This window comes from Paenibacillus sp. MBLB1832 (assembly GCF_032271945.1).
Classification (GTDB): domain Bacteria; phylum Bacillota; class Bacilli; order Paenibacillales; family NBRC-103111; genus Paenibacillus_E; species Paenibacillus_E roseopurpureus.
On sequence record NZ_CP130319.1, the window covers coordinates 1,750,307 to 1,767,546 of the forward strand.

Annotated in this window: 11 protein-coding genes and 2 pseudogenes; 12 read left to right on the forward strand and 1 reads right to left on the reverse strand. The window is 44.9% G+C overall.

The genetic code is table 11. The features are described 5' to 3' along the window. Nucleotides 1–272: 272 nt before the first annotated feature. From MJB10_RS07845 to MJB10_RS07890, 10 genes are all read left to right on the forward strand, one after another. Nucleotides 273–1,130 carry a hypothetical protein gene (locus tag MJB10_RS07845; protein WP_314803224.1) on the forward strand — a complete coding sequence of 286 codons (858 nt, stop codon included), beginning with the start codon at nt 273–275 and terminating at the stop codon, nt 1,128–1,130. Then, nucleotides 1,108–3,000 carry an FAD-dependent oxidoreductase gene (locus MJB10_RS07850; RefSeq protein WP_314803226.1) on the forward strand — a complete coding sequence of 631 codons (1,893 nt, stop codon included), beginning with the start codon at nt 1,108–1,110 and terminating at the stop codon, nt 2,998–3,000. The genes MJB10_RS07845 and MJB10_RS07850 overlap by 23 nt, the downstream gene beginning before the upstream one ends. Nucleotides 3,001–3,164: 164 nt before the next feature. Next, entirely contained in the window at nt 3,165–4,127 is a 963-nt protein-coding gene (locus MJB10_RS07855) for an ABC transporter permease (RefSeq protein ID WP_314803228.1), read from the forward strand. A gap of 34 nt (nt 4,128–4,161) precedes the next feature. Continuing rightward, complete coding sequence (locus MJB10_RS07860) at nt 4,162–5,730, forward strand: extracellular solute-binding protein (RefSeq protein WP_314803230.1); 1,569 nt, start codon at nt 4,162–4,164, stop codon at nt 5,728–5,730. Between the two features lie 65 nt (nt 5,731–5,795). Beyond that, entirely contained in the window at nt 5,796–6,662 is an 867-nt protein-coding gene (locus tag MJB10_RS07865; RefSeq protein WP_314803231.1) for a carbohydrate ABC transporter permease, read from the forward strand. A 142-nt stretch (nt 6,663–6,804) separates the two neighbouring features. Further along, nucleotides 6,805–7,767, forward strand: a complete 963-nt coding sequence (locus MJB10_RS07870) for a peptidylprolyl isomerase (RefSeq protein WP_314803233.1) — start codon at nt 6,805–6,807, stop codon at nt 7,765–7,767. Between the two features lie 20 nt (nt 7,768–7,787). Continuing rightward, nucleotides 7,788–9,716, forward strand: a complete 1,929-nt coding sequence (locus tag MJB10_RS07875) for a carbohydrate binding domain-containing protein (RefSeq protein WP_314803235.1) — start codon at nt 7,788–7,790, stop codon at nt 9,714–9,716. Between the two features lie 378 nt (nt 9,717–10,094). Beyond that, nucleotides 10,095–10,883, forward strand: a complete 789-nt coding sequence (locus MJB10_RS07880) for a sugar phosphate isomerase/epimerase family protein (protein WP_314803237.1) — start codon at nt 10,095–10,097, stop codon at nt 10,881–10,883. 12 nt (nt 10,884–10,895) lie between these two features. Further along, a complete protein-coding gene (locus tag MJB10_RS07885) occupies nt 10,896–11,963 on the forward strand; it encodes a Gfo/Idh/MocA family protein (protein ID WP_314803239.1) in 1,068 nt (355 codons plus the stop codon). Nucleotides 11,964–12,101: 138 nt separating this feature from the next. Beyond that, nucleotides 12,102–14,084 carry a carbohydrate binding domain-containing protein gene (locus MJB10_RS07890; protein WP_314803240.1) on the forward strand — a complete coding sequence of 661 codons (1,983 nt, stop codon included), beginning with the start codon at nt 12,102–12,104 and terminating at the stop codon, nt 14,082–14,084. Between the two features lie 179 nt (nt 14,085–14,263). Here the strand turns inward: MJB10_RS07890 and MJB10_RS07895 are convergent, their stop codons facing one another. After that, complete coding sequence (locus tag MJB10_RS07895) at nt 14,264–16,522, reverse strand: helix-turn-helix domain-containing protein (RefSeq protein WP_314803241.1); 2,259 nt, start codon at nt 16,520–16,522, stop codon at nt 14,264–14,266. Nucleotides 16,523–16,732: 210 nt separating this feature from the next. Here MJB10_RS07895 and MJB10_RS26680 point away from each other — a divergent pair. Further along, nucleotides 16,733–16,873 (forward strand): annotated as a pseudogene (locus MJB10_RS26680) (phosphotransferase-like protein); the annotation flags it as partial. A gap of 4 nt (nt 16,874–16,877) precedes the next feature. After that, a pseudogene (locus MJB10_RS07900) lies at nt 16,878–17,144 on the forward strand (ATP-binding cassette domain-containing protein); the annotation flags it as partial. Nucleotides 17,145–17,240: the final 96 nt, after the last annotated feature.

Consider the following 17,240-nt stretch of genomic DNA (forward strand, 5'->3'; position numbering starts at 1 on the left):
CGATTGAAATAGACATGTTTTGCACAACGAACGATTAGCAAAACATATTTCATAAAAGCAGAAATGGTCAAGGAGGTATGTCGGCATCATACACATTTCTTGTTAGCTATATACATCATTTGCAGATGGAGGAAGGCGCAAAACTTGTTAGTTCTGCAAGCAATGTGAATAGACAGCGTAAAAAGTCCAGCATAAAATGAACAGTGTTCTTAATAACCTTTTTGCTTTCATTATTTAATTCAACTATTAGATGTATGAGGAGTGTGAGTGAGATGAATGCCATGACCAAAGTTGACTACTACCCATTGCTGGTTTGCGGAGCTACCTTCACTGGAATAGGTGCAGCAGCGGCGGCGGGAGGCAAGGCTATCGTCGTTGAACGGTCTACGAGTGTAGGCAAGGAATATATTGAAGCGATTCATCACGGTGAAAGGTTGGACCAGCAGTTAAAGACAGCATTCGTGGCCAATTTTGCTGACGATTTACGCAATCGGAATCTGCTTGAGGGCCATGGTCCTCTGCATCTTCCAGGTGTTCATCCTGTTCTGTGCAACACGATTCAAAAACTTGGATTAAACGTCCTCTTCGGCACCATAATTCTTGAGGTCACACCACACCAGCAAGGGGGCTATGAAGTGGTCTTGCATAACATTGGAGGCCATAGAACAATTCGGGTAGACGAGATTCTGGACACAACCTCACTCCGTCGATCGACGCCGGAGGATCTGTATAAACCTGTTCGCAAATGGCTGAACGCTTATGTGCATCCATCCAGGTCGTCTGGAGATATTCCTGTTCCTTACACGGAGAGCTTTACGTTGCGAAAGGGAAGGTTTCCCTCGGAGTTCATTCTTTCACTAGAGCTTGAGCCGAATTGCGACTGGGCTTCGGCCAGAAAAGCGTATAATGAATTGTGGGTAAACCGTCCTCCAGAATGGCATGATTGGACTATTGCCGCCATTGCAGACCAGTTCGTCTATGAGATTCCGAAGGGGTTGCAGCAGCTTGGCTTTCGCTGGAGCTGGCTGCCTTCCCTAGGCTTGTTGAATCCACTTGCGGCAATTGACGAAGGGGTTCATTGGCAAATGTCGAAGGAGGAAAATGATTATGAACAAATCACAGTTCGTTAATGGCGTTATCCAACAATTTGCTTATTCGAAGATGATTCCAACAAGCTATGATGTGATTGTCGTAGGACTCGGAACAGCCGGATCCATTGCAGCTATCAGCGCTGCACGAAGAGGTCTGCGAGTGTTGGGGATTGAACAGCTTGCTTGTATGGGGGGCACTGGAACGGCCGGCAGCGTTCTTGGGTATTATTTTGGTTCGAGAGGCGGGCTCGCGGAAACACTGGATACGAAGGTGTCTGAGATGGAGAAGAGGGCCTACACGCCTTGCCCAGGGGTGAACGGCGAAGTCAAAAAGCTTGTCCTTGAACAAGCTGCAATTGAAGCCGGTGTCAGCTTGAACTATACATGCACCGTTACTGGTGTTCTCATGGATGGAAGTCAGGTGCGAGGCATCGAATGGATGTCCCCTGATGGGAGACAGGCCGCGCTTGCTTCCGTAGTCATTGATGCTACTGGAAATGCTGACGTGTGTCGGATGGCCGGCTGCTCTTTCCGTGGAGGTCGCGAGTTCGACGGTCAAGCTCAACCTTATTCAAACGTCGTCGTTAAGCTCGTCGATGGTAAAGTAAGGAATCATTATACCGACTCGGGCTACGTCATTCCACATAACCCGGAAAGTGTTTCTGAAGCTGTAGTTTCCTCCGCTCTCTTGCCGACTCATCTGAAGGATCGGTATGATGATAACGAGCGTCTTCTGAAGATCGCTCCACTGCTCGGCATTCGTGAAGGGAATTTCATTGTAGGCGAAGAGCAGGTTACTTTTAAAGACTTCCTGGATGAGAAGTATGCTAAGAAGCCGGTATTTTTCGCATATTCCAATGCCGACAATCACAGTAAGGATATTGCCTTTGAGAGTGAAATTCAACAGGACTGGGTAGTAGCTGCCAGTATGTGGGGCTTTAACTTTACCGTTCCAGTGCCTTTGGGAGCCTTGATTCCGCAAGGTTATGAAGGCCTGATGGTTGCTGGGCGCAGCCTTGCTGTCGATCATGATCTGGCTTCCTGTATCCGAATGAAACGAGATATGCAGAAGAGCGGCGAAGTGGCAGGCCAGGCTGCTTATCTGGCCATCAAGCACAAGCTTTCTCTTAAGGATGTTCCTTACGAAGAGCTGGTCGAGCTGCTCATGGAGTCGGGGTGCCTTAGCAAGAACGACCAAGTCACATTTAAGGAAGCGTATTCCTGGGATGATGAACAGAGTCGCTTAGTAAAGTGGTTGATGGATTCTGCCTCTATCCAGGCTGGACTATCTGGAGATCGGCCGGGACTGGCGATGTGGTCGGCTAAACGGTTAGGTTCGAAGTATAGAGATGCTCTGGTGCAGTGGAGTCAGGAGGCTGCTCATCCCCAGCTGCAGCGTCAAAGTGCAATGACCTTGGCGCTCATGGGCGATATGTCAGCCGCTCCGGTGCTTCGTCAAATTGTGCTTGAGAGAGATCCTTATGTACCGAAAACGAGCCGGAAATACAATCAGGTTCGTGGTTATGCAGCCATATTTTTACTTGGCAAACTAGGTGATCTGGATAGTGTGCCTGAGCTGATCCGAATAATGGAAGATCCTGGCGAGTTGTGCTTGGCCGACAATAACCGAGAGTTCATCTTGAACGAAACGGAGCTCCGATTCCAATACATTTCATTTGCGCTCGTGGCCTTAACCCGAATCGGAGATAAGCATGAGGAAGCTCGGCATCAAATCTCGGTTGCCTTTCAAAAATTGGCTAATCGACTAGACGGAAGCTTAATCATCACGTTTAAGGGATCGACGGAAGTGACGAAAGCGATTACCTTCGTTATGGATGCCAAAATTCGCAGTTGGATCGAGCAAACCCAAGCCAAGTGGGGAATTCCTATAACATCAATGCACGCCTAACTACAGTCTGGATACACATCCTTTGCAAATACACATTCCTTGCGCTAAGAAAGTTAGTTCATATAAGTGTGCAAGAACTGAAGATTGTTGCTGAGAACGCTTTCGATCTATGATGTGTTTAGGGGGTGAGCGGGTGCTAAAACGGAGAGGAGAGGAATCCAGCTATGAAAGAAATTCAAATTGAATCAGTTAGAGCCATGAAAGGAAAGCAGTCAGCAGGCAAAATAGTACGCCTCTGGCAGCTGTTTCTGAAAGAGAAATATCTATGGCTCCTCGCCTTGCCAGGACTAATCTACTTCATTATTTACAAGTATATACCGATGCTGGGGATTGTCATCGCTTTTCAGAAATATGTGCCAACCAAGGGGTTCTTGGGAAGTGACTGGGTAGGTTTAGACAACTTTATTCAGATTTTTGATTCATCGGAGATTGGCCGTTACTTCATGAACACGCTCATCATTAGCTTTTACCAGATCGTGTTTGCTTTCACGATTCCCATCGTGATCGCAATTATGCTGAATGAGCTTCGAGTTGTAGCCTTTCAGCGAGTTGTGCAGACGCTGATATATTTGCCCCATTTTTTATCCTGGGTTGTCGTAGCAGGCATCTTCTACTTGCTGTTTCAAAGTGATGGCTCAATCAATCATTTGCTCCAAAGCTGGGGCATGGAGCCGATTAACCTGTTATCGAACAAAAGCAATTTTCGTGAAATGCTTGTTATGCAAGTGATATGGAAGGAAGCCGGGTGGGGAACGATCATTTACTTGGCAGCTCTGACGGGAATCGATCCTGAACTCTATGAAGCTGCGAAGATCGATGGTGCCGGCCGATTCCGCCAAATTTGGCATATTACGCTTCCTGGCATTCGCTCTACGATTATCATCTTGTTCATTCTTCGGTTAGGTCACGTGCTGGATGTGGGCTTCGAGCAGGTCTATCTTATGCTGAACTCCTCTGTCTCAGAGGTGGGGGAAATCATCGATTCGTATGTGTATCGAGTTGGCGTTGTGAATGGCAACTTCAGCTTTACTACGGCTGTGGGCCTCCTCAAAGGTGTTGTAGGTATGATTCTTATTGTAGGCGCAAATTATTTAAGCCGCAGAGCAGGGGAAAAAGGGGTTTATTAAGTACATTAAACGATAGAAAGAGGCTGAATCATTCATGAAAAAATCTCTTGCCATTTTGTCCGCATTAACAATTACAAGTATTATGCTCGCAGCTTGTGGAGGCGGGAATTCTACCCCCGCTAAAGACAAGAAGGATTCAGGTCAAGCGAGCCAGGCTCCCGTTGACGCCAATAAGAAGTACAAGATTCGCGCGATGAACATCTTGTACGGTACAGCAGGTCCAGAGACGGGTACAGGGAAGAAAGCGATTGAAGATCGCTATAACATTGATTTTGAGTATATTCCGGTAGCTTCCGGTGAATATACGAATAAGCTCGGCGTGACTTTGGCCTCTGGCGATATTCCGGATTTGGTGCTGTTCCCGCAGCTTGATGCCATCTATTTCAATGCTATTAACAGTGGACAATTTCTGCCGATTGAGACGTATATGAACGATGCTAAGAATTATCCCAATTTGGCGAAGCTGCCGAAGGACGTAACCGACACATTGAAGCTTAATGGCCATATCTATGGTGTTCCACGTCTCCGAGCTCTTCCAGGTCCTTCCATCACGCTACGTAAAGATTGGATGGATAAGCTGGGGCTGAAAGTGCCGACGAATTACGATGAGCTGTATAACGTATTGAAAGCATTCAAGGAAAAGGATCCTGACGGCAACGGAAAGGATGATACCTTTGGGGTATCCATGGGTGTTGGCGCAGACGGAGCGTTAATCGGTGTCGGTTCACTTACCGCAAGCTTCCGTTCCGGAGCAGGTTTTGGTTCAAACGTATGGGTAGAGGATGGCAAGGGAGGCATTGTGCTCGCAGACATTGGGCCTAACGCGAAACCTTCGTTGACCTTCCTTGCGAAGTTATACAAAGATGGCCTTATTGCCAAAGACTTTGCTGTTAAGAAAGACCAACAAGTGAAGGATGACTTTCTCTTGGGTAAGACGGGCGCAATTTCCTGGGCCTATAATGCTTACGATCCAACGAATACGATTAACAAAGCGAAAGCAGCAAATCCGAATTGGAGCGTCATATCTGTACCGCCGATTAAAGCGATGGATGGTTCTGAGGGCGGCTATATCAAGGATACGGGTTACTTCGGCATCTTTGGAATTAACAAGGATGTGGCCAAAGATCCCGGTAAGCTGGCGCGTGTACTGAAGATGCTCGATGATCAAATTGGCGACGACGGCGCGAACTTCATTAAATGGGGCGTAGAAGGAGTTCACTATAAGAATGAGAATGGGAAGAAAACGGAAACAGACGTAGGTTCAAAGGAAGGACCTATTAAGTATAAACTGACAGACCATGCCGCTGAAGGGGATTGGATCTACATCGCGTCGGATACGGATGAGTCGAAGAAATACCGTATGGAAGCCTTTGATAACGCGCTGAAAGGCAAGCCTTGGTCCAAACAGGATACTGGTTTGTACTCCAAAACCTATGCGGAGAAGGGCAAAGAGCTGTTGAAGCAAATTTACGATGCTGAAGTTAAGATTATTATGGGTGAAGCTCCGGTGGATTCCTTCGATAAGGCAATTGCCGATTTCAACTCCAAAGGCGGAGACCTCATTACGAAGGAAATGAACGACGCTTGGAAAGCTAGAAAATAAGCAGGTAACACAGGATAAGCGGCGCCATCGCGCTGCTTTCCTGACGATAAAAGGTGGGAAAAGGCATGAAATCAAAATTGGGAAATGGCCTATTCGACGGATTTAATATCATTATCCTAACAATCGCAACGATAATATGTGTGCTTCCAATTATCAACGTCATCGCGATGTCTTTCGCGCCTATGAAGGATCTAGTTTCCGGAAAATTCTTACTTTGGCCGAGTTCGTTTGATTTGAGCGCATATCGTTTTATTTTTAATACGGGTATATTTTTTCAGGCATTGAAGAACACCGTCTGGGTAACGGTAGTTGGAACGGTTCTGAACTTGGCGTTCACGACAACTTTAGCCTATGTGTGTTCGAGGCAGCGGTTCAGCGCCAGAAGAGTATTGCTGTTCATGGTCGTCTTCACCATGCTATTCTCAGGAGGCCTCATTCCGACGTATCTCGTTGTGAAGTCAACAGGACTCATGAACTCCTTATGGGCACTCGTAATTCCAACGGCTGTTTCGGCATTCAATCTGCTTGTGATTCGGGAGTTTTTTGAATCCATTCATGAGAGTATTATTGAGTCAGCGACAATAGATGGTTGCAATGATTTGGGTATATTTATCCGAATTGTACTGCCGTTATCGATCCCGGCACTGGCAACGTTCACGCTATTCTATGCCGTAGGCAACTGGAATCAATATTTCAATGCAATTCTGTATGTCAATAAGCCATCCTTATGGCCGCTGCAAATATTGTTGCGGCAAGTTGTTCTCATCGGCCAAGCAGATATTTATGCGAATGCAAATACGGAGATCATTCCGCTTCCCGTATCTTCGCAGATGGCGACTGTCGTGTTAACGTCGGCCCCCATTGTTATTTTATACCCTTTCTTGCAAAAATATTTTGTCAAGGGACTCACGCTTGGCGCGGTGAAAGGGTAATGCAGGGGGCACCTTTCAGTTAAAGTAGTTTAAAAAGAAGGGAGTGAATTCATATATAAGAATAACGCCATTCAGCAACCCTATTCGCAAATTGGCCAATTGTCAAAACGATTTGATTCAGCGAACAGTGGAGGTGGGAGACATGGGTTATAAGCTCAGACTTAGTATAATCGTATGCTTGTCTATTCTTGCGTTGATAGCTTCGGGCATTTTCCTTTGGAAGCCTGTGAATGCTTCGCCAGATACAGTCATGTCTGTTAATGGAACAGTGATTACGACTCAGGAGTTTGAGCTGATTACGGGAATGTCTTGGGAGCGTGCCGGTGCCAAGATGACGAATGAACAAAAAAATCAGCTTGTACGCACACGGGTCATTCAATTGGAAGCCAAGAAGCGTGGTATTCCAGTCTCAATTGATTATGCAGCCTTTACCCAGGAACTGCAAAAGGAAAATCTACGACGTGCCACGGCATTGAATAATCACGAACCGATCTATGGTCCTAAGCAATATTCGGAGCGAATGTACTTCGATTACCGGATAGCGAATATCACTCGTGATCTCCGCAGATATATGCAGGAGCACGAGCTAGATACGAGCGATGTCAAGTTAGGCGCTTATTATGAAGCGAATAAAGATCAAGTTGCTTTGAAATTAGATTCCTATGCGTTTCAAGAACTTATAGTGCCTGATCTTACAGATGCATCAAAAGGCAAGGCTGAAGAGCTGTTGAATCAGCTGAGGGCTGGTGCAAACTTTGATCACATATACGCAGAACGTTCTAAAGCAGAGGGTTTAACAGCAAGTGAATTCATGAATGAAGACAATCGGCGGTCATTTGACAAATATCGAAGTGTCTTCTTCAATGCAGTTCACTCCTTGAAACAGGGTGAAGTAGCTCTTGAAGCAATTGAAGATCAGGATAGCTACAAGATTGTCAAATGTACGAAGCGGGAGACTGCAGGATACAAAACCTTCGAAGAAGCGAAAAATGATGTGCTGCAAAGATACCTGGATGCGCAGCTGGAGTCTTATCTGAAGCCTTTTGTTCTAAAAGCGAAAGTAACAATAACTATGAGTCACTTTAATTTTTTGCGAATCCTATAATATTTGGAGGTATCTTATACATGCGAAATATGTATTTGAAGTTTGCAGCCGCTTGCATGTTGGCGTTTGGACTCATGATGATGATTAGCGTTGCTCAGGCGTATGCAGCCGATTATTACGTAAATAGTGTTGGTGGCAATAACAGTAATAACGGTACGAGCTCGAGCTCTGCCTGGGCGGATTTTACGAACGTAAACAGCAGAACCTTCAACCCTGGAGACCGGATCCTGCTTGCACGTGGTGGCAGTTGGAATGGTATGCTTCACCCGCTTGGCTCTGGCAACAGCACATCCCCCATTATCATTGATGCTTACGGCAGCGGCGCTTCGCCATTTGTGAATGCAAATGGGGCCATATCGGGCGTTTTTTTGCAAAATCAGCAGTATTGGGAAATCAATAACTTAGAAGTCATCAACAATGTTCGCGCCACCAATGGCAAACGTAGAGGCATTTATGTGGAGAATTTGGATGGAGGTACACTGAACCACATCTACATTAAGAACAATAATGTTCATGATATTTATGGAGATAACACGAAAAATTCCGATGGTAGTGCTGGTATTTTTGTTGTTGTGCATGGCAACACAGTTCAGTCTAAGTTTAATGATGTATGGATTGATAACAATATCGTAGGTCCAGCGGTTGATCGTACGGGGATCACCACCTATTCTACTTGGGGTTGCCGGGTAGAAACGCATTGTAGTTCAACTTACAATTGGTATCCCATGACCAATATCAAGATTTCAAACAACTACCTGAATGATATTGGCGGTGATGGCATCGTTCCGATGCAGACGGTAGGGACGATTGTGGAGTATAACACAATCAGCGGTTTCAATATACGTTCGGGTCAATTTAATGACGGAATTTGGGCATGGGATGCGGATGATACCATTATTCAATATAACGAAGTAAGCGGTGCCAAAACGACAAACGACTCGGAAGGCTATGATTTGGACTGGGGTCAAAAAGGTACTATTATCCAATATAACTATAGTCATGACAATGAGGGCGGATTCCTCTTATTCTGTAACTGCAGCTACCCTTCGGTCAATAAGAACTCTATTGCTAGATATAATATTAGTCAGAATGATCAGGCACGGTTAATTATTTTCTCAGGTGCTCCGGACAATTTGCAAATCTACAATAACACCATGTATCTGAATAGCACTTCAACGGCGAAGCCGATAGATGGAAGTGCAGGCGGAGGGACCGCTAGTATTAAAAACAATATCTTCTATTTGGAATCCGCGGGGACTTGGTCTGGATTAACTTCCTTTGGTACGCTGACCTTCGATTACAACACGATCTATGGTGTTCATACGACAGGCGAACCTGCTGATGCGCATAAATTGACAACGGATCCCAAGCTGATGGGAGCTGGCGATGGAGTAAGCCGCACAAACCTGGAAGGCTATAAGCTTATGAGCGGATCTCCTGCCCTTGGCTCCGGTGTGCTGATCAGCAACAACGGTGGCAAGGATTATTGGGGCAATTCGGTATCGAGCACAAATGCTCCGAACCGAGGCGCGTACGGAGGCTCGGGCAACATTGCAGGGAATCCTGGTTTTGAATCCGGCAGCTTGTCGCCATGGACGAACTGGAATACTGCCAGTGTTGTGAACACCAACGTCAATAGCGGCAGCTATGCCCTGAAGCTGAACGGTGGCCCAGGAAGCGCTGAGCAAATCATTACAGTTCAGCCTAACACAACTTACACGTTGAAGGGTAGAGGCAAGGTCGCTGTGAATGGAGAAAGCTTCACACTTGGTGTGAAGAACTTTGGGGGAACCTCTGTCTCGGTACCCTTCACTTCCCTTCAATATACAGAAAACAGTCTGACGTTTACGACAGGGGCTACAAATACGGCGGCTACAATTTATATGTACAAAGCCACAGGAACCGGAGCCGCTTACGGCGATGATGTGACCGTAACGGCTGGTCCATGATTACTACAAAATAAACTACACATGGATCCGCTTGAATGCTGCGAATATCGGCTCAAGCGGATTTTTTGATTAAGCAGCTATTTGTATTACCCAGAAGAGCTCAATAACTGCCTAAATGCAACAAACAATTATTGCTCTCCTTGATTGCAACAACTGTAGATTGCTTATTGAGGAGGAAGAGCATAACTTAAGCAATATGTTGGTGAAATGTTCCTACACCAATACACAGGAGCCTAACATTGAAGAGGATACGAACTTTATAGAGCTGCGAGGCACACAGTCAGGCTTCTGCTTGCGAATAGAGGAGGTTATGCCTATTAAATGTTTTGCAAATGACTGTAATAAAAAATAAGGTTATTCATTGGGAGGAAGAAGAGTATGCAGTTAGGATTATTGCGACCTAGACGTTTAGAGGTATTTCAACAGGCGCAGGAGTTGGGTCTTCGGTTTGTTGAATTTGCTTGCAATGTGAATAATGATTTAACGGAATTTTTCAATCAGATTCAACAGTATAAGCGTGAATCAGAGCGGACAGGTGTTTCTGTGGGATCTATTGGTCGATGGGGGTCCGATCGAATTAACAAAGATGGAAGTATTATTGAGGAAGAATTAGAAATTTCCTATCAATTAATTGATGCCGCTCAGCAGCTGGGGTGTCCTTTGTTTGTATGCGGGTGCAATTATGTTGAAGAATTGTCGTTGTACGATAACGCAACGGCTGCAATACAGTACTTTACCCGAGTACTTGAATACGGAAAAAGTAGGGGAGTTCGCATCGCTACGTACAATTGCCATTGGAATTGCTTTGTTGTGGATGATCATGCATGGCGGCTAATTCATGGACATCTTCCCGATCTTGGCATTAAATATGATCCTTCCCACTCTCGTCAAGCTGGTCAAGACTATATAAAGGAAGCGAGAGATTGGGGACACCGGTTCTACCATGTTCATCTCAAAGGTTCTGTTGTCATTGAAGGCCAACGTTTCGATGATCCGCCGGCTGGTATGGATCAAACGGATTGGCCCACTTTCATGAGTATTCTGTACACGCATCGTTATTCCGGAAAGCTCAGTATCGAACCTCACTCGGAAACCTGGAGGGATGAACTGTGGGAGAAGGGTGTAAGGTATACGATCGACTATTTCAATAAATTATTATTTCGATAGGGGGCAATTCCAATGAGTAGTAAATTAAAGCTAGGTGTAATAGGTACGGGTAATATTTTTCGAGGTGCGCACTTACCTGTCTGGTTAGGGCATTCAGAAGTCGAAATCGTAGCCTTATGCGATGTTGCCATGGACAAAGCGCAAGCGATAGCTAATCAGCATGGCATCTCACATGTATATAACGATTACAAGGAAATGCTAGCGAATGAACAGCTGGATATCGTTGATATTTGCACTTCCAATGCTTATCACGCTCAGGCTGCGATTTGCGCTATAGAGGCGGGAGCACATGTATTATGTGAAAAACCTGATGCTACGAATTCAGCAGATGCTGAAGCTATGGCGGCAGCGTCTATTCGTCATGATAGAATTCTTATGGCAATTCGCAATAATCGGTTTACTTCAACTTCGTCATTCTTACGTAAATATGTAGATGCTGGACATATGGGCGACATTTATACAGGGCGCTGCGGGTGGATTCGCCGTCGTGGAATTCCTGGGAAAGGTGGTTGGTTTACTACCAAGGAACTATCCGGTGGCGGACCGCTTATCGATCTAGGCGTACACTTTATAGACTTAGCCATGTGGTTAATGGGGAATCCCAAGCCAGTTGCTGTCTCAGGCGCTACGTATTGCAAATTTGCCGAATCCAGTCTATCCGACTCCATTCACAGTCAGTTCGGTGAGAAGAATTCAGAAGGCACATTTGATGTGGAGGATTTGGCAACGGGTTTTGTGCGATTTGACAATGGCGCGACACTGCAAATTGAATTCAGTTGGGCATCAAATATAGAAGAAGAAATGAATTTCCTTGAGCTTCGAGGCACGAAAGCGGGTTTTAGCTTGCGCAATGGAGATGCGAAGCTCTTTACGGAAATCGAAGAAACGCTCTGTATGGTCGTTCCGCAGCTGAAGAAGCAAGCTGACTTTGGCCACGCCAGTCAGATTAACCATTTTATTGACGTCGTACGGAAGAGATCACAGCCGATAGTAACGCCTGAACAAGGTGTAGACATGATTAAGCTGCTGGCAGGCATTTATGAGTCTGCGCGATTAGGGAGAGAAATTCAATTAACCTAATGATCAGGGTTATGCAGCCTGCGGGGGAATTGCTTTCGCAGGCATCATGATAACTAATTTTTATAAAGGGGGGATTAATTCTATACGAATCTGCTAAAAGAAGAGGAACAGCTTGCACAGTAAGGTTACATGTAATTAATGCAATCGAAACATCACTTGATTTTCCAAATTAATGGAGGTGTAATTGTTATGCGATTTACATGGATAAAGTTTGCAAGCGCATGTGTGTTGATGTTTGCTCTGATGATAATTTTCTCTGTTGCACAAGCCTATGCGGCTGATTATTACGTCAACAGCAATGGCGGCAGTAACGCCAACAATGGTTTGAGTTCAAGCAGCGCATGGGCAGATTTCACAAATGTAAACAGTACAACCTTCAGTCCAGGAGACCGGATTTTGCTGGCTCGAGGAGGTACTTGGAACACAATGCTGCATCCGCTAGGTTCCGGCAGTAGTACATCACCTATTATTATTGATGCGTACGGCACAGGGGTTGCTCCATTAGTAAATGGAAACGGTGCGACGGCAGGCGTGTATTTGTACAATCAGCAGTATTGGGAGATCAACAATCTTGAGGTCATAAACAATGTGCGTTCGACAGGAGGCAAGCGCAGAGGCATCTATCTGGAGAACGTGGATGCTGGTACTCTGAACCACATTTATATTAAAAATAACAATGTGCATGACATTTATGGAGATAACACTAGCGGTAACAATGGCAGTGCTGGGATCTATTTGTTTGTTCATGGAACTGCCGTTCAATCCAAGTTCAATGATGTACTCATTGATAACAATACCGTTGGACCTGCGGTAGATCGTACAGGGATTAACACGTATTCGACCTGGAGCTGCCGGGTAGAAACACACTGTAGTTCAACCCCTAACTGGTATCCTTCGACGAATCTTGTCATATCCAACAACTATCTTTCCGATATTAGTGGCGATGGTATCGTGCCGAATCAAACGCAAGGAGCTTTGATCCAATACAATACCGTTAATGGCTTTAACATTCGGTCTGGAGCTTTCTGCGCGGGTATCTGGGCATTTAATGCCGATAATACCATCATTCAGTACAACGAGGTGAGCGGTGGCAAAACGACCAACGATGCAGAAGGATATGATTTGGATTGGGGGCAAGTCGGGACTGTTATTCAGTACAATTACAGTCATAACAATGAAGGTGGATTTCTTCTATTTTGCAACTGCAGTTATCCTTCGGTTAACAAGAATTCCATTGCAAGGTATAATATTAGTCAGAACGATCAGAATCATTTAATCAATTTTTCAGGTAGTCCGGATAATTTGCAAATCTATAATAATACCATGTATCTGAACAGCACATCTACGGCCAAACCCATGGATGGAAGCGCTGGCGGCGGTGGAGTTGCCACGTTCAAGAACAATATCTTTTACCTGGAATCAGCAGGAATCTGGTCTGGATTAGGATCTTTTGGAACACTGACATTTGATTACAACACAATTTACGGTGTGCATACAACGGGCGAACCAAGTGATGCGCATAAGTTGACGACGGATCCGAAATTGATGGGACCTGGCAATGGGGTTAGCCGTACCAACCTTGAAGGCTATAAGCTGATGAACAGCTCGCCAGCGCTTGGTTCCGGTGTGCTCATCAGCAACAACGGCGGGAAAGATTATTGGGGTAATCCAGTATCGAGCACCAGTGCTCCGAACCGAGGCGCATATAACGGGAAAGGTAATGTTGCAGTCAATCCGGGATTTGAATCCGGGACTCTGTCCCCATGGACGAATTGGAACACAGCAAGCGTTATAAGCTCTAACGTTAATAGCGGCAGTTATGCGCTGAAGCTGAACGGCGGTCCTGGCAGTGCCGAACAAATCATTACCGTGCAGCCGAATACGACGTACACCTTGAAAGGCAGAGGCAAGGTTGCTGTAAATGGGGAAAGTTTTACGATTGGCGCCAAAAACTTCGGAGGCACCTTTATCTCAACGCCATTCACTTCCCTTCAATATACGGAAAACAGTGTAACCTTTACAACAGGAGCGACAAATACAACAGCGACCATTTATTTATACAAGGCAACAGGAGCCGGGGCTGCATACGCTGATGATGTAACCGTAACCGCGATTCCATAATGAGAACTGGTTTAACATAGAACGGATCGATTTGAGAGTGTTCATGATCGTACAAGAAGCCCTGCCGCTCTAGAAGAGCAGCAGGGCTTCTTACGTACCTGTATTAAGGCAAATAAGAGGAGGGACAAAACCTCGTGTCCTTCCTCTTATTTCTGTTTGTTGCAATCTTGTACATGGACCTACCCGCTTACAACATCCTTCCTGTACTGTCCTGGCGTCATGCCCGTCACTTTTTTAAAGGTACGGATAAAGCTGTTCACCGACGTATAACGAAGTTTGTCTGAGATGGTCTGAATTGTCATTGCAGGCTGTATTAATAAGTCCTTTGCAATTTGAATTCGATATTCAATTACATAATCTACAAAATTCACACTCATGACTTTTTTAAATGCTCGGCTAAGCTGAAAGGTGCTTAGTTGGACCAGCTCGGCACAAGTAAGAAGAGAAATATCTTTGTCGTAATGCGTATGGATATATTGAAGGACTTGATCAATAACAAGCTGTTCCTGATTGAGCTCCGAACCAGGAGCTTCCACGATTAGCTTCTCAAATATTTCCTCGTCCCAAAAATTTCTAATTTCATCGATGCTGCCTAATTGGCTGATGCTTGCTGCAAGCTGCTTCCGATTGAAGCTGGCCTGATATGCAATCTCGCTCTTACGGACTGTATGAAGTAACGTACCCAATAGTTGGGTCATATAAGTGGTATTCTTACCTACACTTTGGATATTCACTTCACGAATACGTTCAATCAGTTGGCTGAATGCTTCTCGTGCCTCTGTGATTCTTCCATGATGGAGAGCTTCCATAATACTACTCTCCAGCTCCGACAGCGTTTCTACATCACTTGTTACGGAAGCATCCAGCTCATCGCTAATCATGACCTGATTGTAGCCTAAGGCCAAGCTGTAGCGGAGCGCTTGTCTAGCTTGCTGATAGGCTGTATGAAGGCCAGCTAACCCGCCTTCTGAATAGCTCATGGAGCCTGTGCAATTGAGGCGAAGATAATTACGGATGGCCTGTAAGAGCTTATCTGCGTCGGTTGTTGACAAAGGCCCCTGCATTTCTTTCCTTTGACTTATAATAGCGAATAATCCAGGTTCGACCATGATTGTTGCGGCAGGTCCATCTTTTCCAAAGATCTCTCCAGCCATGTTTTCAATGGCATAGTAGAATAAGAACTGATCCTTTCTATTGTAGCTCGAATCGAGATAAGAAGGGTCAGTTTCTACTAGAGTTAGGGTAAGACTTTGTTCCGTGAATGGAGATACAGAGGTTTCTGTATCATTAGAGTTTCCTAAGAGCAGACGAAGCAAGGAATAATTGTCGTTCTCACGCTGGTACTGCTGGACATCTTTTTGCAAGTGGGCATTATCCCGCTCTACATCCTGAATGTACGTATAGAGTGAATGTATTTCATCCTGTCCAGCCCCAACTTTCTTTTGCTTCAATACGGTCTGCACGAGCCGCTGAAGTGGGGAATAGAGTGTGGATGTGGTTTTAATTGAGATGAGTGCTGCAATCAGGATAAATAAAGCGCTAATGCTATAGAGAAGCAATCTCAGATGGCTTGTTTTGGCGGTAATGACCGATACAGGTACACTTGAAACGTAATACCAGCTCTTTCCAGGAGAGTAGACGGAATTAATCAAAGCAGGTACAGGAGTCTTTTTCGTCATAAACTGATAACCATTTTGATCTTGGCTTTTCCTAATTTCGTTCATTAGTTCCTTGCTTAGCGAAGTATGAATAGCAGAAGGGTCAGAATGCAGTAAAATTTGTCCCGATTCATTAACAACATAATAGGAAGCAGGATCCTGGGATGAGGCTCTTAGCTTACTGCTCAAGCTGCCTGCATCCAAGTAAAGAATAAACGCCGCATTCGCATTAGTTAAATTACCATTATTAATTGGACGAATATAAGTAATCGCTGATGCAGGCAGTCGAGTGTTTATCGATTGACGGGTATCCAGCCAAATTCCATATTTATATACATTGTTGGCTTCTTTAATGGCTTGCCTGTCTTCAAATTCTTCAGCTGACAATAGGATGCTGGTCGAAGTATAGACACGTTGTTGAGGAATACTAAAGAAGTCGATTTCGGACACGTGCTCCATTCCACTTCTCAGATTGGCCAGGACTCCGTAGATTTCTAGCAGCATGCTGAAATTTTTATACGTTAGTTCTTCATTCGTAAACTTCAAAAGCGAATTATTTGCATATGTATATTGCAGCATTAACTCGTCGAATTTTTTAAACACACCGTTCATTTCTATCTCAACTTGCTTCAGGTAGGTCGAGTGCATCTGATTTATTTGTTCTGTAATAATTTTGTTGCTGATGTAGGACGAGAGAAAGCCTAGTAGAGCTACTGGTATACTAGATAACAGCAATAGAGAAATGAGCAGCCGACTCTGTAATTTTCCTTTGATGTTCATCTTTAGCAGCATGAGAATCTCTCCCTGTATCTCTTCATAGTGGTAATACAATGATAGCATAACTACTGTGTAAACTTACAAACATCTTTTGCAGTGCGATATACATCATTTGCAAGTCGCCAAAGCCGAATGATAATGGCGTATTTCCTAAGGGATCTGCTTTGATGGTATGGGATGAGGCCTCTGCTCTGTTCCGAAACGAGATAGTAGAATGACAAGAGGTTTAATGAGTCTGTTAATCAATTTTTCGATCAGCCTACGTTATTTATAGGTGTAATATTCTCGAAGGAAGAACTCATAAGAAGAGAGCAAACAAGAGGAGATAGACATATTGGACTAGCAGCTTCACGTACTAGATCGAAGGAAGCATTTTCCTTCGGAGCTGTCTGGTGGCCAGCAGCAGTGCGTTGCGATTGCGCGCACATTGGCAGGCAATCCGCCGATTATTCTGGCGGATGAGCCGACTGGTGCGCTGGATTCGAAAACTGGCGCGGAGATCATGGATATTTTCACACGGTTGAATGATCAGGGACGGACGATTATTGTGATTACGCATGATCGGCAGGTTGCGGAACAGGCGAAGCGAATTATAAGGTTTCGTGATGGGCAGTTAGTTCATTAGATTATCATTTATAATAAAGCGAATTGATATTGGGCTTACGAGAAATCGTAGGGCTATTTGGTTTCTTAAATTTAAATAGATTTCGTCTAACTTCCA

Bases quoted from the DNA above. Each gene is read 5' to 3' on its own strand.
- MJB10_RS07845 (WP_314803224.1), top strand. From the start codon at position 273: ATGAATGCCATGACCAAAGTTGACTACTACCCATTGCTGGTTTGCGGA.
- MJB10_RS07850 (WP_314803226.1), top strand. From the start codon at position 1,108: ATGAACAAATCACAGTTCGTTAATGGCGTTATCCAACAATTTGCTTAT.
- MJB10_RS07855 (WP_314803228.1), top strand. From the start codon at position 3,165: ATGAAAGAAATTCAAATTGAATCAGTTAGAGCCATGAAAGGAAAGCAG.
- MJB10_RS07860 (WP_314803230.1), top strand. From the start codon at position 4,162: ATGAAAAAATCTCTTGCCATTTTGTCCGCATTAACAATTACAAGTATT.
- MJB10_RS07865 (WP_314803231.1), top strand. From the start codon at position 5,796: ATGAAATCAAAATTGGGAAATGGCCTATTCGACGGATTTAATATCATT.
- MJB10_RS07870 (WP_314803233.1), top strand. From the start codon at position 6,805: ATGGGTTATAAGCTCAGACTTAGTATAATCGTATGCTTGTCTATTCTT.
- MJB10_RS07875 (WP_314803235.1), top strand. From the start codon at position 7,788: ATGCGAAATATGTATTTGAAGTTTGCAGCCGCTTGCATGTTGGCGTTT.
- MJB10_RS07880 (WP_314803237.1), top strand. From the start codon at position 10,095: ATGCAGTTAGGATTATTGCGACCTAGACGTTTAGAGGTATTTCAACAG.
- MJB10_RS07885 (WP_314803239.1), top strand. From the start codon at position 10,896: ATGAGTAGTAAATTAAAGCTAGGTGTAATAGGTACGGGTAATATTTTT.
- MJB10_RS07890 (WP_314803240.1), top strand. From the start codon at position 12,102: ATGCAATCGAAACATCACTTGATTTTCCAAATTAATGGAGGTGTAATT.
- MJB10_RS07895 (WP_314803241.1), bottom strand. From the start codon at position 16,522: ATGAACATCAAAGGAAAATTACAGAGTCGGCTGCTCATTTCTCTATTG.